Source organism: Enterobacter sp. GD03975, assembly GCF_029838645.1.
Classification (GTDB): domain Bacteria; phylum Pseudomonadota; class Gammaproteobacteria; order Enterobacterales; family Enterobacteriaceae; genus Enterobacter; species Enterobacter quasihormaechei.
On record NZ_JAOBZC010000012.1, the window covers coordinates 102,105 to 127,514 of the forward strand.

At 58.2% G+C, this 25,410-nt stretch carries 24 protein-coding genes and 1 other RNA gene; 5 read left to right on the forward strand and 20 right to left on the reverse strand.

Going from position 1 to position 25,410, the window contains the following annotated elements; all coding sequences use genetic code 11:
- Positions 1-40: 40 nt before the first annotated feature.
- The 6 genes from gcvH to N5C09_RS17580 all read right to left on the reverse strand — a co-directional run bounded on the left by gcvH (position 41) and on the right by N5C09_RS17580 (position 6,259).
- Entirely contained in the window at positions 41-430 is a 390-nt protein-coding gene (gcvH, locus tag N5C09_RS17555; protein WP_006811885.1) for a glycine cleavage system protein GcvH, read from the reverse strand.
- Between the two features lie 23 nt (positions 431-453).
- Positions 454-1,548, reverse strand: a complete 1,095-nt coding sequence (gene gcvT, locus N5C09_RS17560; protein ID WP_063867877.1) for a glycine cleavage system aminomethyltransferase GcvT — start codon at positions 1,546-1,548, stop codon at positions 454-456.
- A gap of 397 nt (positions 1,549-1,945) precedes the next feature.
- Positions 1,946-3,148 (reverse strand): FAD-dependent 2-octaprenylphenol hydroxylase, encoded by a 1,203-nt coding sequence (ubiI, locus tag N5C09_RS17565; protein ID WP_203465138.1) that lies wholly within the window; start codon positions 3,146-3,148, stop codon positions 1,946-1,948.
- A gap of 12 nt (positions 3,149-3,160) precedes the next feature.
- On the reverse strand, positions 3,161-4,339 hold the full coding sequence (ubiH, locus tag N5C09_RS17570) for a 2-octaprenyl-6-methoxyphenyl hydroxylase (protein WP_063867873.1): 1,179 nt from the start codon (positions 4,337-4,339) through the stop codon (positions 3,161-3,163).
- The gene (gene pepP, locus N5C09_RS17575) at positions 4,336-5,649 is read right to left on the reverse strand and encodes a Xaa-Pro aminopeptidase (RefSeq protein WP_131636454.1); all 1,314 of its coding nucleotides are present in this window, start codon (positions 5,647-5,649) and stop codon (positions 4,336-4,338) included. Before pepP ends, ubiH begins: the two co-directional genes overlap by 4 nt.
- A gap of 31 nt (positions 5,650-5,680) precedes the next feature.
- On the reverse strand, positions 5,681-6,259 hold the full coding sequence (locus N5C09_RS17580; protein WP_003860099.1) for a YecA family protein: 579 nt from the start codon (positions 6,257-6,259) through the stop codon (positions 5,681-5,683).
- A 167-nt stretch (positions 6,260-6,426) separates the two neighbouring features.
- Between N5C09_RS17580 and zapA the strand changes: the two genes are divergently transcribed.
- The 3 genes from zapA to N5C09_RS17595 all read left to right on the forward strand — a co-directional run bounded on the left by zapA (position 6,427) and on the right by N5C09_RS17595 (position 7,602).
- Positions 6,427-6,756: a cell division protein ZapA gene (gene zapA, locus N5C09_RS17585; RefSeq protein ID WP_006811891.1), complete on the forward strand. Its 330-nt coding sequence runs from the start codon at positions 6,427-6,429 to the stop codon at positions 6,754-6,756.
- 41 nt (positions 6,757-6,797) lie between these two features.
- Positions 6,798-6,981: non-coding RNA, 6S RNA (gene ssrS / locus N5C09_RS17590), on the forward strand.
- Positions 6,982-7,005: 24 nt separating this feature from the next.
- A complete protein-coding gene (locus tag N5C09_RS17595) occupies positions 7,006-7,602 on the forward strand; it encodes a 5-formyltetrahydrofolate cyclo-ligase (protein WP_063452001.1) in 597 nt (198 codons plus the stop codon).
- Between the two features lie 155 nt (positions 7,603-7,757).
- Here the strand turns inward: N5C09_RS17595 and serA are convergent, their stop codons facing one another.
- Positions 7,758-8,990, reverse strand: a complete 1,233-nt coding sequence (gene serA, locus N5C09_RS17600; protein WP_063452002.1) for a phosphoglycerate dehydrogenase — start codon at positions 8,988-8,990, stop codon at positions 7,758-7,760.
- Positions 8,991-9,257: 267 nt separating this feature from the next.
- Complete coding sequence (rpiA, locus tag N5C09_RS17605; protein ID WP_047355196.1) at positions 9,258-9,917, reverse strand: ribose-5-phosphate isomerase RpiA; 660 nt, start codon at positions 9,915-9,917, stop codon at positions 9,258-9,260.
- 127 nt (positions 9,918-10,044) lie between these two features.
- Between rpiA and argP the strand changes: the two genes are divergently transcribed.
- Positions 10,045-10,938, forward strand: a complete 894-nt coding sequence (gene argP, locus N5C09_RS17610) for a DNA-binding transcriptional regulator ArgP (RefSeq protein ID WP_003860089.1) — start codon at positions 10,045-10,047, stop codon at positions 10,936-10,938.
- A 43-nt stretch (positions 10,939-10,981) separates the two neighbouring features.
- On the opposite strand, the gene N5C09_RS17615 is transcribed toward argP, so the two are convergent.
- From N5C09_RS17615 to tkt, 7 genes are all read right to left on the reverse strand, one after another.
- Positions 10,982-11,704, reverse strand: a complete 723-nt coding sequence (locus tag N5C09_RS17615; protein WP_063867868.1) for an oxidative stress defense protein — start codon at positions 11,702-11,704, stop codon at positions 10,982-10,984.
- A 93-nt stretch (positions 11,705-11,797) separates the two neighbouring features.
- Positions 11,798-12,433, reverse strand: a complete 636-nt coding sequence (argO, locus tag N5C09_RS17620) for an arginine exporter ArgO (protein WP_063867866.1) — start codon at positions 12,431-12,433, stop codon at positions 11,798-11,800.
- 145 nt (positions 12,434-12,578) lie between these two features.
- Entirely contained in the window at positions 12,579-13,433 is an 855-nt protein-coding gene (gene mscS / locus N5C09_RS17625; protein WP_063452005.1) for a small-conductance mechanosensitive channel MscS, read from the reverse strand.
- Positions 13,434-13,619: 186 nt separating this feature from the next.
- Positions 13,620-14,699 carry a class II fructose-bisphosphate aldolase gene (fbaA, locus tag N5C09_RS17630; RefSeq protein ID WP_063452006.1) on the reverse strand — a complete coding sequence of 360 codons (1,080 nt, stop codon included), beginning with the start codon at positions 14,697-14,699 and terminating at the stop codon, positions 13,620-13,622.
- 92 nt (positions 14,700-14,791) lie between these two features.
- On the reverse strand, positions 14,792-15,955 hold the full coding sequence (pgk, locus tag N5C09_RS17635) for a phosphoglycerate kinase (protein WP_203465141.1): 1,164 nt from the start codon (positions 15,953-15,955) through the stop codon (positions 14,792-14,794).
- Positions 15,956-16,004: 49 nt separating this feature from the next.
- A complete protein-coding gene (gene epd, locus N5C09_RS17640; RefSeq protein ID WP_063452007.1) occupies positions 16,005-17,024 on the reverse strand; it encodes an erythrose-4-phosphate dehydrogenase in 1,020 nt (339 codons plus the stop codon).
- 325 nt (positions 17,025-17,349) lie between these two features.
- Positions 17,350-19,341: a transketolase gene (gene tkt / locus N5C09_RS17645; protein ID WP_063867863.1), complete on the reverse strand. Its 1,992-nt coding sequence runs from the start codon at positions 19,339-19,341 to the stop codon at positions 17,350-17,352.
- Between the two features lie 272 nt (positions 19,342-19,613).
- On the opposite strand from tkt, the gene N5C09_RS17650 reads away from it, so the two are divergent.
- On the forward strand, positions 19,614-20,372 hold the full coding sequence (locus N5C09_RS17650; RefSeq protein WP_003860073.1) for a M48 family metallopeptidase: 759 nt from the start codon (positions 19,614-19,616) through the stop codon (positions 20,370-20,372).
- Between the two features lie 48 nt (positions 20,373-20,420).
- Here N5C09_RS17650 and N5C09_RS17655 read toward each other — a convergent pair whose 3' ends face one another.
- The 5 genes from N5C09_RS17655 to N5C09_RS17675 all read right to left on the reverse strand — a co-directional run.
- Positions 20,421-22,061 (reverse strand): thiamine pyrophosphate-binding protein, encoded by a 1,641-nt coding sequence (locus tag N5C09_RS17655; protein WP_279749547.1) that lies wholly within the window; start codon positions 22,059-22,061, stop codon positions 20,421-20,423.
- Positions 22,062-22,074: 13 nt separating this feature from the next.
- The gene (locus N5C09_RS17660; RefSeq protein WP_279749548.1) at positions 22,075-23,544 is read right to left on the reverse strand and encodes an aldehyde dehydrogenase; all 1,470 of its coding nucleotides are present in this window, start codon (positions 23,542-23,544) and stop codon (positions 22,075-22,077) included.
- Between the two features lie 9 nt (positions 23,545-23,553).
- On the reverse strand, positions 23,554-24,324 hold the full coding sequence (locus tag N5C09_RS17665; protein ID WP_279749549.1) for an aspartate dehydrogenase: 771 nt from the start codon (positions 24,322-24,324) through the stop codon (positions 23,554-23,556).
- A gap of 9 nt (positions 24,325-24,333) precedes the next feature.
- Complete coding sequence (locus N5C09_RS17670) at positions 24,334-25,128, reverse strand: SDR family oxidoreductase (protein WP_112791642.1); 795 nt, start codon at positions 25,126-25,128, stop codon at positions 24,334-24,336.
- Positions 25,112-25,410, reverse strand: a 299-nt coding sequence (locus tag N5C09_RS17675) for an alpha/beta hydrolase (RefSeq protein WP_279749550.1), incomplete at its 5' end; no start/stop codon positions are given. The genes N5C09_RS17670 and N5C09_RS17675, both read right to left, overlap by 17 nt.

Consider the following 25,410-nt stretch of genomic DNA (forward strand, 5'->3'; position numbering starts at 1 on the left):
AGATCTGTAGGCCGGATGCGCAGCGCCATCCGGCACAACGTTATTCGTCTTCCAGTAATGCTTCGTACGCGGTCGCATCCAGCAGCGCGGCAACCTGCGCTTCGTCGCTGGCTTTGATCTTGAAGATCCAGCCGCCTTCATACGGCTCGCTGTTGACTAGCTCCGGGGAGTCGCTCAGCGCGTCGTTCACGGCAACAATTTCACCGCTCACAGGCGCGTAGATGTCAGAAGCCGCTTTGACGGATTCCGCCACCGCACAGTCGTCGCCTGCGCTCACGGTTGCGCCCACTTCCGGCAGGTCAACAAACACCATGTCGCCCAGCAGCTCCTGCGCGTGCTCGGTGATCCCAACGGTGTAAGTGCCGTCCGCCTCTTTACGCAGCCACTCGTGTTCTTTGCTGTATTTCAGTTCTGCTGGCACATTGCTCATTGAAGTTCTCCTGATAAAAATAATTAGGCGACCGGTTTACCGGCGCGAACAAAAATCGGTTTGGTCACGTTGACCGGCATTTCGCGGTTGCGGATCTGCACCACCGCCGTTTCGCCAATGCCCGCCGGCACGCGCGCCAGGGCAATACTGTAGCCGAGCGTCGGGGAGAAGGTTCCGCTGGTGATCACGCCTTCGCGATGATTGCCGTCAGCATCGGTGAAGCGCACCGGCAGCTCGCCGCGCAGCACGCCTTTTTCCTTCATCACCAGGCCAACCAGCTGTTCGGTGCCCTTCTCGCGCTGCATCTCCAGCGCTTCACGACCAATAAATTCACGGTCAGCCGGTTCCCACGCGATGGTCCAGCCCATGTTGGCCGCCAGCGGAGAGACGCCTTCGTCCATCTCCTGGCCGTAGAGGTTCATGCCCGCTTCCAGACGCAGCGTATCGCGCGCGCCCAGACCCGCAGGCTTCACGCCCGCCTCAACCAGGGCACGCCAGAAATCGGCGGCTTTCTCGTTCGGCATGGCAATTTCATAGCCCGCTTCACCGGTGTAGCCGGTGGTGGCGATAAACAGATCCCCCGCCTGCACGCCGAAGAACGGCTTCATCCCTTCGGTGGCGTTGCGCTGCTCGTCGCTGAACAGAGACGCGGCTTTCGCCTGGGCATTGGGTCCCTGCACGGCAATCAGCGACAGATCGTCACGAACGGTGATATCGATGGCGTAAGGTTCAGCGTGTTGGGAAATCCAGGAGAGGTCTTTTTCGCGGGTGGCGGAGTTTACAACGAGGCGGAAGAAATCTTCGGTGAAGTAGTAGACGATGAGGTCGTCAATCACGCCGCCCGAGGCATTGAGCATGCCGGTATAAAGCGCTTTGCCCGGCGTCTTCAGTTTGGCGACGTCGTTTGCCAGCAGATAACGCAAAAACTCCCGGGTGCGGCTTCCGCGCAGGTCGACAATCGTCATGTGTGACACGTCGAACATACCGGCATCGGTGCGCACCGCGTGGTGCTCATCAATTTGCGAGCCGTAGTGCAGCGGCATCATCCAGCCGTGGAAGTCCACCATGCGGGCGCCGCATAACACGTGCTGTTCGTACAAAGGAGTCTGTTGAGCCATCTTTTCCTCGTTGAAAAATTCACCGTGAAACCCGGTGTCGGCCTCGCAATCGGTAGCCGACGCAAACGTTCTCTTTTACCTGAACTTACCACCGAAACCGGCGGTTAACCATAAGGTAAAGCGGGTCATCACATTAGCTTATGGCTAAAAAACGCAGGAAAGCGTACAGAGTATTTGACTGGGAAAATGCGATTAAACCCGCATAATATTAACAATGACCTAACAGGATTTAGCGGATGATGATATTTCGTGCGGAAAAACGGGCCGAATTTCCGTAACATAAAAATTGTAAGATTAGATTTTCTAATGCGAAAAATGGCGTGAAATTAGATTATTTCAAACGAGGAATTTTCCCCGGCGCAGAGGCCGGGAAAATAAAGTGTGACGGGGATCGAGATTAACGTAACCAGTCGGGAAGATCGTTGAGGCCCATTGCCTGACGGAGAAGCTGAGGCTTCACGCCGGGAAGGGTATCGGCAAGCTTGAGACCGATATCGCGCAGCAGTTTTTTCGCCGGGTTCGCCCCGGCAAACAGCTCGCGGAAGCCCTGCATGCCCGCCAGCATCATCGCCGCGCTGTGTTTGCGGCTGCGCTCGTAGCGACGCAGATACAGATGCTGACCAATGTCTTTGCCTTCACGATGCAGACGACGCAGCTCTTCAACCAGCTCAGCCGCGTCCATAAAGCCGAGGTTAACCCCCTGCCCGGCCAGCGGATGAATGGTATGCGCCGCATCCCCCACCAGCGCCAGACGGTGCGCCGCAAACTGCCGCGCGTAGCGGCCCGTTAACGGAAACGCCCGGCGCTCGCTTTCAAGCGCGCACAGGCCCAGACGGTTATCAAACGCCACGCACAGTGCCTGACTGAAGGCGTCCGGCGTCGCCTCCTGCATCTGCTGCGCTTTCTCCGGCTCTAAGGACCAGACGATGGAGCACAGATGCGGATCGGCAAGCGGCAGGAAGGCCAGAATGCCGTCGTTGTGGAAAATCTGGCGTGCGACGCCGCCGTGCGGCTCTTCGGTGCGGATTGTGGCAACCAGGGCGTGATGACGGTAATCCCAGAAGGTCAGCGGAATATCCGCTTTGTTACGCAACCAGGAATTCGCGCCGTCGGCACCCACCACCAGACGCGCGGTCAGCATGTCGCCGCTTTCAAGGGTGATAAACGCGTCGTTCTCGCCCCACGCCACCTGCTGAAGTTTCGCCGGCGCGATGAGGGTGACGTCGCTGCACTGCTGTGCTTTCTGCCACAGCGCGTAATGGATCACCGCATTTTCAACGATGTGTCCAAGATGGCTGTAGCCCATGCTTTCATCGTCAAAGGCGATGTGGCCAAAGCTGTCTTTATCCCACACCTCCATTCCGTGGTAGCAGCTTGCGCGCTGCGCCACGATCTCTGACCAGACGCCGAGGTGCGTCAGTAATTTTTCGCTGGCTGCGTTGATAGCTGAGACGCGCAGCTCCGGCGGGGCATCCTGCGCCACGGGCTGCGGCACGTTTTGCTCAAGCACGGCCACGCGCAGGCCGCTGCCCTGTAAACCACAGGCCAGCGCCAGTCCTACCATTCCGCCGCCGACAATGGCGACATCAACATTTTGCACGGTGATTACTCCTTAACGCGCGACCCAACCCAGGGTCCGCTGCGCCAGCACGTCACGTGCCGGAATGAACAGTTCCATCGCCATCAGCCCGAGGTTGCGACCCGCAACCAGCGGTGCCCAGCGATTGGCAAACAGGTGGACTAAACCGTCGGTAACGCCAATGGTCGCCGCCTTGTCCGCCTGACGTCGTTTCTGATAATGGCTCAGCACTGAGTATGCGCCACAATCCTGTTGTTCGCTCCACGTCCGGGCCAGGAGCTCGGCCAGACTCATCACGTCGCGCAGGCCAAGGTTGAAGCCTTGCCCGGCGATGGGGTGCAGCGTCTGCGCGGCGTTACCGACCAGCGCGACGCGGTGGGAAACCGTCTGCGATGCGGTCGTCAGCGAGAGCGGATAGGCCACGCGCTTACCGGCGTGGGTGATACGTCCAAGCCGCCAGCCGAAAGCCTTTTGCAGCTCGGAACAAAAACGTTCATCGGACCAGGAGAGCACCTCGTCGGCGCGATCCTGCGCATGGCACCACACCAGCGAGCAGCGCCCGTTCGACATCGGCAGCATGGCCAGTGGACCGTGCTCGGTGAAGCGCTCAAAGGCCCTGCCGTTATGCGCGCCTGCCGTGGAAACGTTAGCGATAACCGCCACCTGACCATAGGGTTGAGCGCGCCACTCTACGCCGCACTGCGTGGCGATCGACGAGCGTGAACCATCCGCCGCCACCAGCAGCTGCCCCTCCAGCGTGGTGCCATTGTCCAGCGTCACGCTGACGGCCTCGTCGCTGCGGCTAAAGCTGGCGACGCGCGCCGGACAGTGCAGCGTGACGCCTGGGGCATCCTGTAACAGACGGAACAGCCGCAGCCCCACGTCATGCAGTTCAACGACCTGCCCCAGCGCCTCAATTCGGTAATCGTGGGCATCCAGCGTCACAAACCCGGCGTGGCCGCGATCGCTGACGTGAACGGTGCCGATGGCCGTCGCGCAGTCCGCTATCGCCTGCCAGATGCCAATGCGCGCAAGCTGCTGGCAGGTTCCCTGGGCCAGTGCGATGGCGCGGGCGTCGAAACCGGGATGATCGGCCGCCTGCGGCGCGACAGCCTCAACAAGATGCACCGGAAGCTGACCTTTGGTTAACTGCGAAATGGCCAGCGCCAGGGTAGCGCCGGTCATGCCTCCGCCAACGATGATCACGCTCATACGCGTGCCGCCGCCATCAGCGCCTCGATATCGTCGGCGTTTTTCACCACGGTCGCGGTCAGGTTTTCGTTGCCGGTTTCGGTGATAACGATGTCGTCTTCAATACGAATGCCGATCCCGCGGTACTGGTCCGGCACGTCCGCATCCGGCGCGATATACAGCCCCGGCTCAACGGTCAGCACCATGCCAGGCTCCAGCACGCGCGAACGATCCGTACCGTATGCGCCCACGTCGTGTACGTCGAGCCCCAGCCAGTGGCTCAGGCCGTGCATAAAGTACGGGCGATGGGCGTTTTCAGCGATTAACGTGTCCACTTCGCCTTTCAGGATACCAAGCTTAACCAGCCCGCTGATCATGATGCGCACCACCTCGCCCGTCACGTCCTGGATAGAGGTGCCCGGACGGAACAGCGTCAGTGCGGTTTCAAGCGACTCCAGCACAATGTCATAGATTTCACGCTGCGCGGGCGTGAATTTGCCGTTCACCGGGAAGGTGCGCGTGATGTCGCCCGCGTACCCCTGATATTCACAGCCGGCGTCAATCAGCACCAGATCGCCATCGCGCAGCTCACTTTCGTTTTCGGTGTAGTGCAGAATGCAGCCGTTTTCCCCGCCGCCAACGATGGTGTTGTAGGACGGGAAGCGCGCGCCGTGGCGGTTAAATTCATGGTGAATTTCGCCTTCCAGCTGGTACTCGAACATACCGGGACGGCACTTTTCCATGGCGCGAGTATGCGCCAGGGCGCTGATTTCGCCCGCGCGGCGCATTACGTTGAGTTCTTCTTCTGACTTGAACAGACGCATCTCGTGCACCACCGGACGCCAGTCCGTCAGCGTGGCGGGCGCGGAGAGGTTCTGCCTGGAGCCTTTGCGCAGTTTGTCCAGCGCGGTAAACACAATCTCATCCGCATAGGCGTATTCGCCCTGTGCGTGGTAGAGCACGTCGAGACCGTTAAGCAGCTGGTAAAGCTGCTGGTTGATTTCGCTGAAGGCCAGCGCGCGGTCTACGCCCAGCTTTTCCGGCGCTGCCTCTTGCCCCAGACGGCGGCCAAACCAGATCTCCGCGGTTAAGTCTCGTACGCGGTTGAAGATCACGCTGTGGTTGTGGGTGTCATCGCTTTTAATCAGCACCAGCACCGCTTCCGGCTCGTTGAAGCCGGTGAAGTACCAGAAATCGCTGCTCTGTCGATAGGGGTATTCGCTGTCGGCGCTGCGCGTCACTTCCGGCGCGGCAAAAATCAGGGCGGCGCTACCCGGCTGCATTTTTGCCAGCAGCGCCTGACGACGGCGAGAATACTCTTGATTCGAGATAACCATGACACCCTCCTGTGCGTTATTTTTCTTAATGTAAGGTCGGCTTACGAACTTCCGGCGCGGTCGGCTGCGAGCGCGTGAAGTTGTCGTGGCACAGCAGAGACGCCACGCGAACGTATTCGATAATCTCTTCGAGAGACATCTCCAGCTCTTCCTGATCTTCGTCTTCGTCGTAGCCAAGCTGCGCAATGTTACGCAGATCGTCGATCGCTTCACCCGCTTCGCCGGTCACTTTATCCAGTTTAGGCTGGGTGACGCCGAGGCCGAGCAGATAGTGATTTACCCAGCCCGCGAGCGCGTCGGCGCGATCGAAGACGCTGACATCATCGCCTTCAGGCAGATAAAGCTGAAAAAGAAAGCCATCGTCTTCCAGGGAATCGCTGGTTGCCGCATGCATTTTGCGCAGCGCTTCCGCCAGCTCGTGGCCAAACGCCAGCCCTTCGTTGGTGAGGTCGTGGATCAGCGGCTGCCAGGAGCTGTCGCTGTTTCCGCCGCACAGTATGCCGCTGATCAGACCGTGCATTTCGGCAGGGGTTAAACCGACTCCCTGCTGGTTCAGTAACTGGTTTAAATCCTTGTAACCAGGCATTTCGTTCTGTATAGACATACGCATTCATCATCAAAGGGAGGATATTCATGATATGCTACCACTTTGGACCCTGGTGATACCAGAAAAGGGCTTGTATCTTCACATCAGGGTAGCTATAGTGTCGCCCCTTCGCAGCCCCCGGGGCAGTAAGCGAAGGCAGCGCAGTCAATCAGCAGGAAGGTGGCATGTCTGCACAACCCGTCGATCTCCAGATTTTTGGCCGTTCACTGCGAGTGAATTGTCCACCTGAACAAAGGGATGCCCTGAATCAGGCTGCGGACGATTTGAATCAGCGGTTGCAAGATCTAAAAGAACGCACTAGAGTCACAAATACTGAGCAGCTGGTTTTCATCGCCGCGTTGAACATCAGCTATGAACTGACTCAGGAAAAAGCGAAGACCCGCGATTACGCGGCCAGCATGGAGCAGCGCATTAAAATGCTCCAGCAGACCATAGAACAGGCGTTGCTTGATCAAGGTCGCAATCCCGAAAGACCGGGACCAAAGTTTGAATAACACTTCGCAGTTGACTATGGTAGAGTAACTGTGAAGACAAAATTTCTCTGAGATGTTTGCAAGCGGGCCAGTCCCCTGAGCCGATATTTCATACCACAAGAATGTGGCGCTCCATGGTTGGTGAGCATGCTCGGTTCGTCCGAGAAGCCTTAAAACTATGACGACACATTCACCTTGAACCAAGGGTTCAAGGGTTACAGCCTGCGGCGGCATCTCGGAGATTCCCTCTCTCTTCTTCTACCGACTACCATGACTCAATTCCCTGAAGTTTCTGCCTCACGCCAGGACATTCGTCAGCTCATTCGCCAGCGTCGTCGCGCCTTAAGCGCCGAACAACAGGCACACTTTGCCCAGCAGGCCGCCGCCCGCATGATGGCCTATCCGCCCGTAGTGATGGCAAACACCGTCGCGCTGTTTCTCTCGTTTGACGGCGAGCTGGACACCCAGCCGCTTATCGACCAGCTCTGGCGCGCCGGGAAAAAAGTGTACCTGCCGGTACTGCATCCGTTCAGCCGGGGCAATCTGCTGTTTCTGCACTACCATCCGCACAGCGAGCTGGTGGTGAATCGTCTGAAAATCACCGAACCTAAACTCGACGTGCGCGACGTGCTGCCGCTTTCTGAGCTGGACGTGCTGATTACGCCGCTGGTGGCATTTGATGAACAGGGCCAGCGATTAGGCATGGGCGGGGGTTTCTATGACAGAACGCTGCAAAACTGGCAGCGCTACGGGTTGCAGCCGGTAGGGTATGCGCATGATTGCCAGGCTGTAGAAGCGTTGCCTGTAGAGAAGTGGGATATTCCGCTGCCGGCGGTAGTGACGCCCAGCAAAACGTGGCTTTGGTAGCATAAAGCCGGGTGGCGGCTGCGCCTTACCCGGCCTACATAAAACCTCGGACATTGTAGGTCGGGTAAGCGTAAGCGCCACCCGACATCACAGACCGCACAACCATCGTAGGTCGGGTAAGGCGTAGCCGCCACCCGACACTACAGACCGCACCATCAGTACAGCAGACGCGCGCGAATCGTCCCCGGAATGGTCTTCATGCTCTGCAACGCTTTCTCGGCGATGTCTTCATCCGCTTCAATATCAATCACCACGTAGCCCATCTGCGAGTTGGTTTGCAGGTACTGCGCGGCGATGTTAACGCCCTGCTCGGCAAAGATCTGGTTGATGGCAGTCAGCACGCCCGGACGGTTCTCGTGGATGTGCAGCAGACGGCGACCACCGTGCAGCGGCAGAGACACTTCCGGGAAGTTCACCGCAGAGAGCGTTGAACCGTTGTCGGAATATTTGCTCAGCTTACCCGCCACTTCGAGGCCGATGTTCTCCTGCGCTTCCTGGGTCGAGCCGCCGATATGCGGCGTCAGGATCACGTTGTCGAACTCGCACAGTGGAGAGGTAAACGGATCGCTGTTGGTGGCCGGCTCCGTCGGGAATACGTCGATAGCCGCCCCCGCCAGATGCTTACGCTTCAGCGCGTCGCACAGCGCAGGAATGTCAACTACCGTACCGCGCGCGGCGTTGATCAGCAGCGAGCCCGGCTTCATCAGCGCCAGCTCTTCCGCGCCCATCATGTTTTTAGTCGAGGCGTTTTCCGGCACGTGCAGGCTGACCACGTCGCTCATGTTAAGCAGGTCAGAAAGATGCTGCACCTGCGTCGCGTTACCCAGCGGCAGTTTGCTTTCGATATCGTAGAAAAAGACGTGCATACCGAGGGATTCCGCCAGAATACCGAGCTGCGTACCGATATGGCCGTAACCGATAATCCCCAGCTTTTTACCACGCGCTTCGAAGGAGCCCGCGGCCAGCTTGTTCCACACCCCGCGGTGCGCTTTGGCGTTGGCTTCCGGAATGCCGCGAAGGAGCAGCAGCAGCTCGCCGATCACCAGCTCCGCTACGGAACGGGTGTTCGAGAACGGCGCGTTAAAGACCGGAATACCGCGCTTAGCGGCGGCGTTTAGATCAACCTGGTTGGTGCCGATGCAGAAACAGCCGATCGCCACCAGCTTTTCCGCCGCAGCAATAACATCTTCAGTGAGTTGGGTACGGGATCGCAGGCCAATAAAATGGGCATCACGGATGGACGCTTTCAGCTCTTCGGAGTCCAGCGCGCCTTTGTGAAATTCGATGTTGGTGTAACCTGCCGCACGAAGGCTATCAAGCGCTTTCTGATGCACGCCCTCGACCAGCAGGAATTTAATCTTGTCTTTCTCCAGTGATACCTTTGCCATTTACCCGACCCTGTTTTTTATCTGAACTGATGTTGTGCTGGATTGAAATCCCGTGCAGCCAACATATCAAAAAAAACTATTGCAGCAATATGAACGTTTGCGTCGGCACTCTGAAGAAAAGTCATACAGGGCAAAATGACAGAGGAAAATGCTGCGGATAATTGTGAACGTGGAAGGATCGGCAAATGAGGTGGAAAAACGTGACACAAGTCACCGAATTTAGCGCTTCAAAATTTTTTTAGCGGGGGGAGCGCTCCCCCCGTCAGATCATTTTACGATGGTTTTCACGCCGTCAGCCGTGCCGATCAGCGCCACGTCCGCGCCGCGGTTGGCAAACAACCCTACGGTCACGACGCCCGGAATGCCGTTAATCGCATTTTCCAGCGCAACGGCATCGAGGATTTCGAGACCGTGAACGTCGAGGATGACGTTGCCGTTATCGGTCACCACACCCTGACGGTATTCCGGACGACCGCCCAGCTTCACCAGCTGACGCGCTACGGCGCTGCGCGCCATCGGGATCACTTCAACCGGCAGCGGGAAATTCCCCAGAATATCGACCTGCTTGGAGGCGTCCGCGATGCAGATGAACTTGTCCGCTACTGACGCGATGATCTTTTCACGGGTCAGCGCCGCGCCGCCGCCTTTGATCATCTGCATGTGGCCGTTGATTTCATCCGCGCCATCAACGTAAATGCCCAGGCGGTCCACTTCGTTGAGGTCGAAAACGGTGATGCCAAGGCTCTTCAGCTTTTCCGTGGAAGCATCGGAGCTGGAAACTGCGCCCTCGATCTGCCCCTTCATCGTGCCCAGTGCATCGATAAAGTGTGCCGCCGTCGACCCCGTACCCACCCCGACAATGGTACCCGGCTGTACGTACTGGAGAGCGGCCCATCCTACTGCTTTTTTCAGTTCATCCTGCGTCATGATCGTTTTGCCTGTGGTATGAAAACTCAGGGCGCATTATAGAACACGTCGAATGGATTTCGTCTGCCACGAAGGGAAAATTGTGTCATAGTGCAGATTAAGCAAAATTAAGGAGTCAGCCAGAGCAATGAAACGTCCGGACTACAGAACACTACAGGCACTTGATGCAGTTATTCGTGAACGCGGTTTTGAGCGCGCGGCGCAAAAGCTGTGCATCACCCAGTCCGCCGTATCACAACGTATCAAACAGCTTGAAAACATGTTCGGGCAGCCGCTGCTGGTGCGTACCGTGCCGCCGCGCCCCACGGAGCAAGGGCAAAAGCTTCTCGCCCTGCTGCGCCAGGTTGAACTGCTGGAAGATGAGTGGCTGGGCGATGAACAGACCGGCTCTACGCCGCTGCTGCTGTCGCTGGCGGTGAACGCCGACAGTCTGGCAACGTGGCTGCTGCCGGCCCTTGCGCCGGTGCTGGCCGACTCCCCAATCCGCCTGAATCTCCAGGTTGAAGATGAAACCCGCACCCAGGAACGCCTGCGCCGTGGCGAAGTGGTTGGGGCGGTCAGTATTCAGCCTCAGGCCCTGCCAAGCTGTCTGGTGGATCAGCTGGGCGCGCTGGATTACCTGTTTGTCGGTTCAAAAGCCTTTGCGGAGCGCTACTTCCCGAACGGCGTGACCCGCGCCGCGCTGCTGAAAGCCCCTGCCGTCGCGTTCGACCATCTGGACGATATGCATCAGGCCTTCCTGCAACAAAACTTCGACCTGCCGCCGGGCAGCGTGCCGTGTCATATCGTTAACTCGTCCGAAGCCTTCGTACAGCTCGCGCGTCAGGGCACCACCTGCTGCATGATCCCGCATTTGCAGATTGAGAAAGAGTTGAAAAGCGGTGAGCTGATTGATTTAACGCCGGGGCTGTATCAGCGCCGGATGCTGTACTGGCACCGTTTTGCGCCGGAAAGCCGCATGATGCGCAACGTCACGGATGCGCTGCTGGCGTTTGGGCATAAGGTGTTGAGACAGGATTAAAAAGAAAAGCCGGGTGGCGGCTACGCCTTACCCGGCCTACGGATTACTGAGCTGGCTTTTCAGTTGGCTCAAGCTGGAACACCACATCAACCTGATCGTCGAACTGAATGGTTGGCTGCTCGTAGGTTTCCTGAGCAGAAACCGGCGCGGCGTCTGCCTTCATCATCCGCACCATCGGGCTTGGCTGGTAGTTAGAGACGTGGTAACGCACGCTGTAAACCGGGCCGAGCTTGCTCTTGAAGCCGGATGCCAGCTGTTCCGCCTGATGAATGGCATCATTAATCGCCGCTTTACGCGCTTCGTCTTTATATTTCTCCGGTTGCGCAACGCCCAGCGAGACGGAACGGATTTCGTTCAGGCCTGCCTTCAGCGCACCATCCAGCAGCGAGTTGAGCTTATCGAGCTGGCGCAACGTCACTTCAACAGTACGCACGGCGCGGTAGCCTTTCAGGATGCTTTTACCGTTCTGGTAGTCATAATCCGGTTGAGTACGCAGGTTCGCAGAGCTGATATCTTTTTTCGCAATACCGTTCTGTTCCAGGAAAGAGAGATATTGCGCAACACGATCGTCTGCCTGTTTTTTGGCGGAAGCCGCATCTTTCGCCGCGACGTTCACTTCAATTGCCAGGGTTGCAACATCCGGAACCGCATCCACGCTTGCGGTGCCTGAAGTGACAATGTGCGGGCCGTTTGGCAGTTCATTCGCCTGCACCGACACCGAACCTAAACTTACTAATGCCGCCAGGGCCATCACCTTAAACTTCACTGTCATTCCTCCATGTTGCGAAGAGTGCCCCATCAACAGGGCTCATGCCAGCAAGCTTAGCGGCTCCTGCTCAGATGTCCATAAGACAAACGCTTAGTTGAACAATCCCTGTACGTGATGAATGCCCTCTTTCGCCAGCTGGAAGGCAATAAACCACATCACCAGCCCTACCAGCGTATTGATAATGCGCTGCGCTTTGGCGGTACGCAGTCGTGGCGCCAGCCACGCCGCCAGGATCGCAAGACCGAAGAACCAGAGGAAGGAGGCGCTGACCGTACCGAGCGCAAACCAGCGCTTCGGCTCAACGTCCAGCTGGCCGCCCAGGCTGCCCAGCACCACAAACGTATCAAGGTAAACGTGCGGGTTAAGCCAGGTCACGGCGAGCATGGTGACGATAATCTTCCAGCGCCCCTGCTTCATCACTTCGGCGCTCGCCAGCTCAAGATTACTGCTCATGGCCGTTCTCAGGGCACCGAATCCGTACCAGAGCAGAAACGCCACGCCGCCCCAGGTAACCAGCGCCAGCAGCCACGGCGACTGCATCAGCAGCGCGCTGCCGCCAAAAATTCCGGCGCAAATCAGCAGCAGATCGCTCACCGCACACAGCAGAGCAATCATCAGGTGGTACTGGCGGCGAATGCCCTGGTTCATCACGAACGCATTTTGCGGGCCGAGGGGGAGGATCATGGCTGCGCCTAACGCAAGCCCCTGAAAATAATAAGATAACATGACGTAATTCTCACAAAGTTGTCCTGGAGGCAGACTATACTGCGGGAATGTCATTAGAGGAAATGGATAATATTAATCGGGGATTAGTGAGGCTAATAACAAAAAAGCCCGGTGGCGCTAACGCTTACCGGGCCTACTGGTGAAATTACTCTGCTTCTTTGACTTTTTTGACGTTGACGTCCATCTGCGGGTACGGGAAGCTGATGCCGTTGGCATCGAAATCGCGCTTGATGCGCTCCAGCACGTCCCAGTAAACGTTTTGCAGATCGCTGCTTTTGCTCCAGATGCGTACCACAAAATTAATGGATGACGCGCCCAGCTCGTTCAGACGAACGGTCTGCTCGCGGTCCTTCAGAATGCGGTCGTCAGAATCAATGATGTTAGCGATCAGCGATTTCACCTGGTCGATATCGGAATCGTACGCCACGCTGATGATCAGCTCGTTACGACGCACCGGCTCGCGGGAGAAGTTGATGATATTGCCCGCAATGATTTTCCCGTTCGGTACCACAACAATACGACCGTCGACGGTACGCAGGGTGGTAGAGAAAATCTGTACCTGCAATACGGTACCGGCGATGCCGCCTAAATCCACATATTCACCGGAACGGAACGGACGGAAGGTCACCAACAGTACGCCCGCCGCCAGGTTTGAAAGCGAACCCTGCAATGCCAGACCAATGGCCAGACCGGCAGCACCGAGCACGGCGATGACGGATGCCGTCTGCACGCCGACGCGCCCCAGCGCGGCAATCAGCGTAAAGGCGATGATGCCGTAGCGCACCAGCGCGGAGAGGAAATCGGCGACCGTGGCGTCAATGTGTCGTGAGACCATCACCCGGTTGACAGCGTTCGAGACGATACGCGCCACGATCATCCCGACGATGATAATGGCAATAGCGGCAACAATATTCACGGCGTAGCTCAGCAGTAGCGCCTGGTTACGCACCAGCCAGTTACCCGCGTTATTGATGCTGTCTACAACATCAAGTTGTTCCATTTATTCTTCCTTTTGCTAAACCAAAACACAAAATCTATCCCTTGAGGGGACAGGCAGGTCAGTAAAGGGTAAACAAAAAGCGCAGGTATTGCCAAGCAGATCACAAAAACAGGTATTGCAGGATATTGAAAAAGCATAAAAAAAGGCCCGCGTTTGCGGGCCTTCTGATGCTGTTAGCGGATCAAATTACAGAACGTCGATCGCGTTCAGTTCTTTGAATGCCTGCTCCAGACGCGTCACCATGGACGTCTGCGCAGCGCGCAGCCATACGCGTGGATCGTAGTATTTCTTGTTCGGCTGGTCTTCGCCTTTCGGGTTGCCCAGCTGGCCTTGCAGGTAAGCTTCGTTGGTTTTGTAGTATTGCAGGATACCGTCCCAGGTTGCCCATTGGGTGTCAGTATCGATGTTCATTTTCACTACGCCGTAGCTTACGGAATCTTTGATTTCCTGAGCAGAAGAACCGGAACCGCCGTGGAAGACGAAGTTCAGGCTGTTGTGCGGCAGGTTGTGTTTCCTGGAAACGTATTCCTGAGAATCGCGCAGGATGGTTGGGGTCAGAACCACGTTACCTGGCTTATAAACGCCGTGCACGTTACCGAAGGACGCTGCGATGGTGAAGCGCGGGCTGATTTTGCTCAGCTCGGTGTAAGCGTAATCAACGTCTTCTGGTTGGGTGTACAGTGCAGAAGCGTCCATGTGGCTGTTGTCCACGCCGTCTTCTTCACCGCCGGTGCAGCCCAGTTCGATTTCCAGGGTCATGCCCATTTTGGACATACGCGCCAGGTACTTAGAGCAGATCTCGATGTTTTCTTCCAGAGACTCTTCGGACAGGTCAATCATGTGAGAAGAGAACAGTGGCTTACCGGTTGCTGCGAAGTGTTTTTCACCCGCGTCCAGCAGACCGTCGATCCACGGCAGCAGTTTCTTCGCGCAGTGGTCAGTGTGCAGGATAACTGGAACACCATAATGCTCAGCCATCTGGTGAACGTGGTGCGCACCAGAGATAGCGCCCAGGATAGCAGCACCCTGAGGAACGTCAGTTTTCACGCCTTTACCCGCGATGAACGCAGCGCCGCCGTTGGAGAACTGAACGATAACCGGTGCTTTAACTTTTGCAGCGGTTTCCAGTACGGCGTTGATGGAGTCGGTACCTACGCAGTTAACTGCTGGCAGAGCGAAGTTGTTTTCTTTAGCTACCTGGAACACTTTCTGTACGTCATCACCAGTGATAACGCCAGGTTTTACGAAATCAAAAATTTTAGACATGTTGCTTAGTCCTGTATCTTCGGCCGTTAGAAAAGGTGCGAGCTCTGATAAGCGCGCTGAAAATTGGGCAGGTTTCCCTGCCCCTGAATGGCTTACTTCTTAGCGCGCTCTTCGAGCATTGCTACTGCTGGCAGTACTTTGCCTTCCACGAATTCGAGGAATGCGCCGCCACCAGTGGAGATGTAGGAGATCTTGTCAGCGATACCGAACAGGTCGATAGCTGCCAGGGTGTCACCACCGCCTGCGATAGAGAACGCTTCGCTGTCTGCGATAGCGTTAGCAACGATTTCAGTCCCTTTGCGGAAGTTCGGGAATTCGAACACGCCGACTGGACCGTTCCACAGGATAGTTTTTGCGTTTTTCAGGATTTCAGCCAGTTTCTGTGCAGAAACGTCGCCCAGGTCCAGAATCTGCTCTTCATCTTTGATGTCGTTAACAGATTTCAGGGTCGCGGTAGCGGTTTCGGAGAACTCGGTTGCCACGCGAACGTCAGTTGGAACCGGGATATCGCAGGTGCCCAGCAGGCGTTTGGCTTCGTCAACCAGGTCTGCTTCGTACAGGGATTTACCCACGTTGTGGCCCTGAGCGGCAACGAAGGTGTTCGCGATACCACCGCCAACGATCAGCTGGTCAGCGATTTTGGACAGGGAATCCAGTACGGTCAGTTTGGTAGACACTTTAGAACCACCAACGATAGCAACCATTGGACGAGCAGGTTCTTTCAGTGCTTTACCCAGTGCTTCCAGTTCGTCAGCCAGCAGCGGACCTGCACACGCAATGTCTGCAAATTTACCGATACCGTGGGTAGATGCCTGCGCACGGTGAGCCGTACCGAATGCATCCATCACGAATACGTCGCACAGTGCAGCGTATTTTTTTGACAGGGTTTCGTCGTCTTTCTTTTCGCCTTTGTTGAAGCGAACGTTTTCCAGAACAACCAGCTCACCTTCGGCAACGTCTACGCCGTCCAGGTAATCTTTCACCAGGCGAACCGGGTTGGACAGTTTGTCTTTCAGGTAATTAACAACCGGCAGCAGAGAGAACTCTTCGTTGTACTCGCCTTCAGTTGGACGGCCCAGGTGGGAGGTGACCATCACTTTAGCGCCCTGCTTCAGAGCCAGTTCAATGGTTGGCAGAGATGCACGGATACGCGCGTCGCTGGTCACTTTGCCATCTTTAACCGGTACGTTCAGATCGGCACGGATGAAAACGCGTTTACCTGCCAGATCCAGATCGGTCATCTTAATTACAGACATGGTGAATCCTCTCGTTGATTCTTAAAGTTTTGCAAGCGCAAGGTGCGCTCTACCTGAAACCTTTTGCGGCCATGGCTAACGTGGTGTCGAGCATTCGGTTAGCAAAGCCCCATTCGTTATCACACCAGACCAGCGTCTTGATAAGGTGCGCACCACTGACTCGCGTCTGCGTGCCATCCACGATGGCGCTGTGCGGGTCGTGGTTAAAATCTACTGAGACCAACGGTAATTCCGTATAGTCAACTATACCATGAAATGCTCCCTGTGCCGCTTTTTGCAGCAACAGGTTGACTTCACAGGCTTTTACCGGTTTTTTTACCGTCACGCTAAGATCGATTGCGGTGACGTTTATCGTCGGAACACGCACGGCAATCGCTTCGAAACGGTCGTTAAACTGCGGGAAAATACGGGTGATCCCCGCAGCCAGTTTCGTATCCACCGGAATAATGGACTGGCTCGCCGCGCGAGTGCGTCGTAAATCCGGATGATAGGCGTCGATAACCTGCTGATCGTGCATGGCGGAGTGAATCGTGGTCACGGTGCCGGATTCAATGCCGTACGCATCGTCTAACAGTTTAATGACCGGAATAATGCAGTTGGTAGTGCAGGAGGCGTTGGAGACAATGCGGTGTTCAGCGTGCAGCTCGTGCTGGTTGACGCCAAACACGACGGTGGCGTCGAGGTCGTGACTGCCGGGATGGGAGAACAGGACTTTTTTCGCACCGGCCTTCAGATGCGCTTCGCCATGTTCGCGGTTACCGTACACGCCGGTACAGTCCAGGACCACATCCACACCCAGTTCGCGCCAGGGCAGCCCTTCAATACTGTTCTCATGCAGCACGCGGATCGCATCGTCACCGACGAACAGCTGTTCCCTTTCCTGGCGAACGTCCCAGGCAAAGCGGCCGTGGCTGGTGTCATATTTCAATAAATGCGCCATGCCCGCAGCATCCGCCAGTTCATTGATTGCCACCACGGTGATTTCCGCACGACGCCCGGATTCATATAATGCACGAACCACGTTGCGCCCGATGCGACCGAAGCCATTAATCGCTACGCGTACGGTCATAGATCTCCTGCAAAGCTATCCCTGAGTTTGAGGTGGCTGAAAGAGTAATCCAGCGACGCCCGAAGGGGAATCCTTGCTGTCACAAACTGCGATTGATTGGTCAATTGTCGAACATTTAATCGACTGAAACGCTTCAGCAAGAATAAGCGAATCGCGGAATAAAAGGAATGGTTGTCCAGATGAATAAGCGAGCTATATGACTTGCGTCACATTTCTGGTGGAATAATGTCTACAAAAAAGCCGGGTGATGCTTACGCGTACCCGGCTTACGTTTTGTGCCATTTGTAGGCCCGGTAAGCGTAAGCGCCACCGGGCAAAACAGCAATTACAGTAGTTCTTTCGCCTTCGCGACAACGTTCTCAACGGTGAAGCCGAACTCTTCAAACAGCTGCTCAGCCGGTGCAGACTCACCGAAGGTGGTCATACCGACGATAGCACCGTTCAGGCCCACGTATTTGAACCAGTAGTCAGCGATACCCGCTTCCACCGCCACGCGAGCGGAAACCGCTTTAGGCAGTACGGATTCACGGTAAGCCGCATCCTGCTTGTCGAACGCATCGGTAGACGGCATGGAGACCACGCGCGCCTTCACGCCTTCGGCAGTCAGTTTTTCCCATGCTGCAACAGCCAGTTCAACTTCAGAACCGGTCGCGATGAAGATCAGCTCAGGCTGGCCCGCGCAATCTTTTAGCACGTAACCACCGCGTGCGATGTTCGCCAGCTGCTCTGGGGTACGCTCCTGCTGCGCCAGGTTCTGACGGGAGAGGATCAGCGCGGTCGGACCGTCCTGACGCTCAACGCCGTATTTCCACGCCACCGCAGATTCAACCTGGTCACATGGACGCCATGTGCTCATGTTCGGGGTCACGCGCAGGGAAGCTACCTGCTCTACCGGCTGGTGAGTTGGACCATCTTCGCCGAGACCGATGGAGTCGTGGGTGTAGACCATCACCTGACGCTGTTTCATCAGCGCTGCCATACGCACGGCGTTACGTGCATATTCCACGAACATCAGGAAGGTAGAGGTGTACGGCAGGAAACCACCGTGCAGGGAGATACCGTTCGCGATAGCGGTCATACCGAATTCACGTACACCGTAATGGATGTAGTTACCGGCAGCATCTTCGTTGATTGGCTTAGATCCAGACCACAGGGTCAGGTTAGATGGCGCCAGGTCAGCGGAACCGCCGAGGAATTCTGGAAGCCATGGACCAAACGCTTCGATCGCATTCTGAGACGCTTTACGGCTGGCGATTTTAGACGGGTTCGCCTGCAATTTCGCAATGAACTCGTTCGCTTTCGCGTCGAAGTCAGACGGCATGTCGCCTTTCATACGACGGGTGAACTCGGCTGCTTCCTGCGGGAAGGCTTTTGCGTAAGCCGCGAACTTCTCGTTCCAGGCCGCTTCTTTCGCCTGGCCCACTTCTTTCGCATCCCACTGAGCATAGATCTCAGACGGGATTTCGAAGGCAGGGTGTTTCCAGCCAAGCGCTTCACGGGTCAGTGCGATTTCCGCGTCGCCCAGCGGTGCGCCGTGGGAGTCATGGGTGCCCGCTTTGTTCGGGGAGCCGAAGCCGATGATGGTTTTGCACATCAGCAGGGACGGTTTGTCGGTCACGGCGCGCGCTTCTTCTACTGCACGTTTAATCGAGTCAGCATCGTGGCCGTCAACACCACGCACAACGTGCCAGCCGTAGGCTTCGAAACGTGCAGCGGTGTCGTCAGTGAACCAGCCTTCAACGTGACCGTCGATGGAGATGCCGTTGTCGTCGTAGAACGCAACCAGTTTGCCCAGCTTCAGGGTACCTGCCAGGGAGCACACTTCGTGAGAAATGCCTTCCATCATGCAGCCGTCGCCCAGGAACGCGTAGGTGAAGTGGTCAACGATGTCGTGGCCAGGACGGTTGAACTGTGCCGCCAGGGTCTTCTCAGCAATCGCCATACCCACTGCGTTCGCAATGCCCTGACCCAGCGGGCCGGTGGTGGTTTCAACGCCTGCGGTGTAGCCCACTTCCGGGTGACCTGGAGTTTTGGAGTGCAGCTGACGGAAGTTTTTCAGCTCTTCGATTGGCAGATCGTAGCCGGTGAGGTGCAGCAGGCTGTAGATCAGCATAGAGCCGTGGCCGTTAGACAGCACGAAACGGTCGCGGTCTGCCCATGCCGGGTTCTGTGGGTTGTGGTTAAGGAAATCACGCCACAGGACTTCGGCGATGTCAGCCATGCCCATTGGGGCACCCGGGTGGCCGGATTTGGCTTTCTGTACTGCGTCCATGCTCAGCGCACGAATAGCATTAGCAAGCTCTTTACGTGAGGACATTTTAACTCCAGATCGGACTGTTAAAGGCCATGCCCTTGACGACAGCGCGTTTTGGGCTACGCCGGAAAAAAGTGCCAACAATGTAACCCAAGCCGCAGGGCATGTACATGGAGCATTCTTTTGCAGCTTAAGAAATCTCTGGATCATGCTCGCATGTTGCGCAATCTGCTCGCCCGCCCCTGTAGATATTCCTTATACTTAGCCCGACACCGGCTTCGTTGACGGTGCATTTTTCAGAATTAATTCAGATTAACGAGTACGGAAGCGACATCATGAAAATGCGTGCAATTGGGCTGGCTGTGGGAACAACGCTCCTGCTAAGCGGCTGTCAGAATATGGATTCTAACGGCCTGATGACCTCAGGCGCAGAAGCTTTTCAGGCCTACTCTCTGAGCGATGCGCAGGTCAAAGCGCTGAGCGACGAGGCCTGTAAGGATATGGATGGAAAAGCTACGCTTGCCCCGGCAAACAGCACCTACACGCAGCGTCTGAACAAGATTGCTTCCGCGCTGGGCGACAACATTAATGGCCAGCCAGTGAACTATAAGGTGTACATGGCGAAAGACGTCAACGCCTTCGCGATGGCCAACGGCTGTATCCGCGTTTACAGCGGCCTGATGGACATGATGACCGACAACGAAGTGGAAGCGGTGATCGGCCATGAAATGGGCCACGTAGCCCTGGGTCACGTGAAGAAAGGGATGCAGGTTGCGCTGGGCACCAACGCCGTGCGCGCCGCGGCAGCCTCTGCGGGCGGTATTGTCGGCAGCTTGTCCCAGTCGCAGCTTGGCGACGTGGGCGAGAAACTGGTGAACTCGCAGTTCTCCCAGCGTCAGGAGTCTGAAGCGGATGACTACTCTTACGATCTGTTGCGCAAACGCGGCATCAATCCATCGGGTTTAGCCACCAGCTTCGAAAAACTGGCGAAGCTGGAAGAAGGCCGTCAGAGCTCCATGTTTGACGACCACCCGGCCTCCGTTGAACGCGCGCAGCATATCCGCGACCGCATGGCGGCAGACGGTATTAAATAACGGCACATCTGCCCGGTGCGCGCCGCGCCGCCGGGCAACAAGACCAAATCAGTACAGCGTTTTCTGCGGCGGCCCGGCAAACTTCAGGGCGCCTATCTGCCCCATCCGCACTTCCACCACCGACGGCCCCGGCATGGCCAGCGCCTCCGTCATGATCGCATCAAAGTCCTCGGCCCGCTCAACGCTCCAGGCCTGTAAGCCAATCGCCTGCGCCAGCAGGGTAAAGTCCGGGGTATGCAATTCGTTGTAATACTGTCGCCCGCCAAAATACTTATCCTGAATGCCGCGCATGACGCCGTAGCCCCCGTCGTTCATGATCAGCAGCGTCACGTTGGCTTTCTCCTGCGCCAGCGTCGCCAGCTCGCCTAAATTCAGGCTCAGGCCGCCGTCGCCCACCAGTCCCACCACCTTACGCTGCGGGTTGGCAATGGCGGTACCGATAGCCATCGGTAGCCCCATACCAATCGCCCCGGCCAGAGAGTGAATGTTCATCAGCGGGCCGTTAGCCCTGAACAGGCGGCTGCCCCACAGGCTGCCGGACACGGTGATATCGCGCACCAGCAGGCCGTCCTTCGGCAGGGCTTTTTCTATGGCGTCGTTGAGCTTCGCATAGGCGCCGCACTGCTCGCGCAGGCCCTGTTCAGCCTGCAATACCGCCTGCTGCACCTGCGCGTCCCACTGGGCGTTGCCCCACTCGCGGCCCTGCGCTTTATCGGCCAGGGCACCAAGCAGCGCTGAACAGTCGGCTATCAGCGTGTTATCCATCAGATAGTTACGGCTCGCCGCCGCCGGATCGATATCAATCTGCACCCGCGGAGACGGCAACTCCAGCGTCCAGGAGCGGGTTTCGTTGCTGCGCAGGCGAGAACCGGCCACCAGCGTAAAATCACACTGCGCAATCAGCGCCTCTACCGACGGCGAGTTGTGGAACGCGCGCAGGCTGGCACGATGGCTGTCCGGCAGCACGCCGCGCGCGTGGGTGCTGGAGATCACCGTCACGCCCGCATCCGCCAGTTTTTTCACCGCGTCAGCGCTTCCCAGCGCCCCGCCGCCCAGCCACAGCAGCGGCTGTTTAGCCTGCTTAAGCTGCGCCCACAGCGAATCGACAGCGCTCGCATCTACGCCCACACCCGGAGCCGGTTTCACCGGCGCCGTCACCAGAGACAGGGGGATCTTCACGCCCTGAATATCAATCGGGATTTCCACAGAGACCGGCCCGCACGGCGGCGTCTGCGCCTCCTGAATCGCTTTATGCAGAATTGCTATCGCCTGGCTGGCATTGCTGATGCGGTACGCGCGTTTTGAACTGGCCTTCAGGAAGGTCAGCTGGTCGCGGGTCTCGTGGATAAACCCGGTGTCGGCGTCCAGCCAGGCCTTTTCCACCTGCCCGGTTAAATGCAGCAGCGGCGTGCAGGCGTTCATCGCCTCCACCAGCGCGCCTACCGCGTTCCCCGCCCCCGCGCCGGTGCTGGTCAGCGCCACGCCGAGGCCGGAAAACCGCCCGTGGGCATCGGCCATGGTGACGGAACCCGCTTCGCCGCGCGCGGGCACAAAGCGGATTTTGCCCCGCTGCCCGACCGCATCCGCGATCGGCAGGTTGTGAATGGAGATGACGCCGTAGATGGCCTCAACCTGATACTGCTCCAGCGTTCTGGCGATGGCGTCGCCGACGGTTATCATTTCGCTCATTGCTCACCCTTTCTCAGTCGCACCAGTGGTTGACGCTGTTACCCGTCGCCAGATAAATGCTCTTTTGCTGCATCCAGGCTTTCAGCCCCTGAATGCCCTTTTCGCGGCCCAGACCGCTCTCTTTAAAGCCCCCGAACGGGGTCGAAATCGCAAAAACTTTGTAGGTGTTGATCCACACCGTACCGGCCTCCAGCTGCTCGCTGAGGCGCAGCGCCCGCCCGGTGTCGCGGGTCCAGATCCCTGCCGCCAGGCCGTAGACCGAGTCGTTCGCCTCGCGGATCAATTCCGCTTCATCGCCAAACGGCATCGCCACCAGCACCGGGCCGAAAATCTCCTCCTGGCAGGCGCGGGCGCCGTTCGTCAGCCCTTCAATAATGGTTGGCAGGAAGAAGCTGCCGTTTGCCAGCGCCGGATCTGCCGGGATTTCGCCGCCGCACAGCACCCGGCCCCCTTCGCGCTTCGCCAGCTCGACGTACTCGAGCACGCCCTGACGATGCTTATCGTTGATCAGCGGTCCTACATGGATGCCGTCAGCGAACGGATGCCCCACGCGCAGGCCGCGCGTGAGCTCCAGCAGCCGCGCCATCAGCGGCGCGTACAGGCTTTCGTGGATAAACAGCCGCGACCCGGCGATGCACGCCTGCCCCGCCGAGCTAAAAATGCCGTAACAGATCCCGCGCGCGGCCTGCTCGATATCCGCATCCTCCAGCACGATGGTCGGGGATTTACCGCCCAGCTCCAGCGACGCCGGGATCAGCTTTTCCGCCGCCACGTGCGCCAGATGGCGGCCCGTATTGGTGCCGCCGGTAAAGGAAATTTTTCGCACGCGAGGATGGCGCGCCAGCGCGTCGCCAATCACCGAGCCTTTGCCCGGCAGCACGCTCAGCAGCCCGGCGGGCAGCCCGGCCTGTTCAAAAATGCGCGCCAGCTCGAGCGCCATCAGCGGCGTGGCTTCGGCAGGCTTGAGGATCACCGCGTTTCCGGCGGCGATGGCCGGGGCGACCTTCTGCATCTCGCTGGCAATCGGCGAGTTCCACGGCGTGATGGCCGCCACCACGCCGAGCGGCTCATAGCGGCTTAGCGTCAGCAGATCCGGCTGGCGCGGCGTGGGCAGCTCCCCTTCCAGCAGCTCGCAGGCGGCGGCAAAGTAGCGGGCTGTTCCCGACGCGCTCATCACCAGCCCGCGCGCCTCCGCCAGCGGCTTGCCGTTATCCCGGCTCTGCATCTGCGCCAGCTCGTCAGCGCGGGACTCAATCAGATCCGCCACCTTGTGCAGGATCTTCGCCCGCACGTGCGGCAGGCTGTTGCGCCATGCGGGATCGCGCCACGCGCGCTCGCCGGCCTCGATCGCGTCGTGCAGATCGTCAAGGTTTGCCGCGTTCAGCGTCGCATTGAGCGACCCGTCAGCCGGGAAGTGGCTCTGCATCGGGTTACCGCCGCCGCGTCGCCACTGGCCGCCGATAAAAATCTTCAGATCGTCCATCGTCACTCCTCAACTCAGGGCCAGCTCGCGGCAGGCGCGCACCGCGCTGAGTGCCGCCAGGGTGGAGGTTTTAGGGTTAGACGCCAGCGGCAGCCCGCTCAGCTCCAGATGGAATTCGCCAAACAGCCCTTCTACGTGCAGCGTGTGGGTGTTACGTTTCGTTGTCGGGTCAACCATCAGTTGCACGCGGGTTTCGTCCATCCCGACGCCGCCGAGCGCCACGGTCGCCGCCACGTTGGCGTTCGCCGGGAACAGGCGCGCCGCCTCGCGGGCGCTGCCTTCAAAAAAGACCTGCGCCTCTCTGACTGCGTTAAGATCGATAAGTTGCTCGGCGTAGCTGCCGCGCCAGCTAGCCGGGCTTTTGCGCGACTGATAGGTGACGCGCTCAAGCCCGCCCTCCTTCGCCGCCGCCAGCCCGTCGATGCCGGCCACCGCCCCGGAAAGCAGGGTCAGTTTTCCGCCCGCCGCGAGCAGGCGCTGCTCCAGCGCGCTGTCCGCCAGCGCGCCGGTGGAAATGACCGCCAGATGCCAGCCGCGACGCAGGATCGCTTCGCCATACTGGGCCACCGCCTGCTGGCTGGCGCACTCCAGCACCAGATCGGGCGTTTGCGCGCACGCCATCGGCGAGGTCAGCGCCTCGACCGCATCGCCAAACTGGTCGCGAATGGCGGCATGGTGAGATTCACGCGCCACGATCCAGCCGATAGCCACGCCGGCGGGCAGACGCTCAATCACCGCCTGCGCCATCGCGCCATAACCAATTAACATTACCTTTTTCATGATGCGTCCTTACAGATGACGGCAAAAGCCGCCGGAAACGTCCAGCGCCGCGCCGGTGGTAAACGATGCCAGCGGCGAGGCGAGGAACAGCAGCGCCTGCGCGGGCTCCTGCGGCTTGCCGAGGCGCGCCATCGGAATGCCGCGCTTGCGCGCGATCTCCGCCGTCCATTCCGGCCAGCTCTGGCTTTTGTCCGCCCGGCTTTCGAAGCGGCGCTGCCACTGGCCGGACTCGACCATGCCAAGCAGTATGGAATTGACGCGAATCCCTTTGCCCACCAGCTCTTTCGAGAGCGTCAGCGTCATGTTCAGCAGCGCGGCGCGGGCTGCCGATGTGGCGATCATGTGCTCTTCCGGCTGAAGCGCCAGAAGGGAGTTCACGCAGGTGATGGAGGCGATATCGGACCGTTCCAGCAGCGGCTGAAACGCCTGCACCGGATTAATGACGCCAAACAGTTTAAGTTCGGCTTCGTGCAGCCACGCCTCGCGCGGCGTGTCATGGAAGTGCGCCACGTAGCCCTGACCGGCGTTGTTGATCAGCATATCCGCCGCGCCAAAGCGCGCCTGCACCGCCTCCGCGAAGGCCTGCACCTCGTCGGCGTTCAGCACGTCGCAGCGGTAAGAGAAAATCTCCCCGTCGGGATAGTCGTTTTGCAGCGTCGCATGGGCGCTGGCGAGCCGGTCCGGGTCGCGGCCACAGAAGGCGACTTTCGCCCCTTCGCCCAGCAGCAAGCGCAGCGTTTCAAAGCCAATGCCGGACGAACCGCCGGTAACGACCGCTACGCGGCCGTCAATGTGTGCATTCATCGCGCACCTCTTCGTTAATGCGTAAAAGCTGTTGGTTAAAAAACGCGTCGTTATCGAGATAGCTCGCGTGTCCGGCCTGCGGAATGGCGGTAAACGGCATGCCGTAGCGCAGCGCCAGCCCCTGCACCAGCTCGGGCTGCGTTATCGCGTCCTGCTCGCCGCACCAGACTTCAAATTGACCGGCGTAACGCTTAAGCCAGCCGTGAACGTCGTCGTGCGCCAGCATCCACGCGGCGGCAAGGTAGCCCTCGGAACGCAGCGCGCGCATACCCGCTGCGACGG

Bases quoted from the DNA above. Each gene is read 5' to 3' on its own strand.
- N5C09_RS17655 (WP_279749547.1), bottom strand. From the start codon at position 22,061: ATGAGCGAAATGATAACCGTCGGCGACGCCATCGCCAGAACGCTGGAG.
- gcvH (WP_006811885.1), bottom strand. From the start codon at position 430: ATGAGCAATGTGCCAGCAGAACTGAAATACAGCAAAGAACACGAGTGG.
- mscS (WP_063452005.1), bottom strand. From the start codon at position 13,433: ATGGAACAACTTGATGTTGTAGACAGCATCAATAACGCGGGTAACTGG.
- rpiA (WP_047355196.1), bottom strand. From the start codon at position 9,917: ATGACGCAGGATGAACTGAAAAAAGCAGTAGGATGGGCCGCTCTCCAG.
- N5C09_RS17580 (WP_003860099.1), bottom strand. From the start codon at position 6,259: ATGTCTATACAGAACGAAATGCCTGGTTACAAGGATTTAAACCAGTTA.
- zapA (WP_006811891.1), top strand. From the start codon at position 6,427: ATGTCTGCACAACCCGTCGATCTCCAGATTTTTGGCCGTTCACTGCGA.
- argP (WP_003860089.1), top strand. From the start codon at position 10,045: ATGAAACGTCCGGACTACAGAACACTACAGGCACTTGATGCAGTTATT.
- fbaA (WP_063452006.1), bottom strand. From the start codon at position 14,699: ATGTCTAAAATTTTTGATTTCGTAAAACCTGGCGTTATCACTGGTGAT.
- gcvT (WP_063867877.1), bottom strand. From the start codon at position 1,548: ATGGCTCAACAGACTCCTTTGTACGAACAGCACGTGTTATGCGGCGCC.
- ubiH (WP_063867873.1), bottom strand. From the start codon at position 4,339: ATGAGCGTGATCATCGTTGGCGGAGGCATGACCGGCGCTACCCTGGCG.
- argO (WP_063867866.1), bottom strand. From the start codon at position 12,433: ATGTTATCTTATTATTTTCAGGGGCTTGCGTTAGGCGCAGCCATGATC.
- N5C09_RS17660 (WP_279749548.1), bottom strand. From the start codon at position 23,544: ATGGACGATCTGAAGATTTTTATCGGCGGCCAGTGGCGACGCGGCGGC.
- N5C09_RS17670 (WP_112791642.1), bottom strand. From the start codon at position 25,128: ATGAATGCACACATTGACGGCCGCGTAGCGGTCGTTACCGGCGGTTCG.
- N5C09_RS17595 (WP_063452001.1), top strand. From the start codon at position 7,006: ATGACTCAATTCCCTGAAGTTTCTGCCTCACGCCAGGACATTCGTCAG.
- tkt (WP_063867863.1), bottom strand. From the start codon at position 19,341: ATGTCCTCACGTAAAGAGCTTGCTAATGCTATTCGTGCGCTGAGCATG.
- pgk (WP_203465141.1), bottom strand. From the start codon at position 15,955: ATGTCTGTAATTAAGATGACCGATCTGGATCTGGCAGGTAAACGCGTT.
- epd (WP_063452007.1), bottom strand. From the start codon at position 17,024: ATGACCGTACGCGTAGCGATTAATGGCTTCGGTCGCATCGGGCGCAAC.
- N5C09_RS17665 (WP_279749549.1), bottom strand. From the start codon at position 24,324: ATGAAAAAGGTAATGTTAATTGGTTATGGCGCGATGGCGCAGGCGGTG.
- N5C09_RS17650 (WP_003860073.1), top strand. From the start codon at position 19,614: ATGAAAATGCGTGCAATTGGGCTGGCTGTGGGAACAACGCTCCTGCTA.
- serA (WP_063452002.1), bottom strand. From the start codon at position 8,990: ATGGCAAAGGTATCACTGGAGAAAGACAAGATTAAATTCCTGCTGGTC.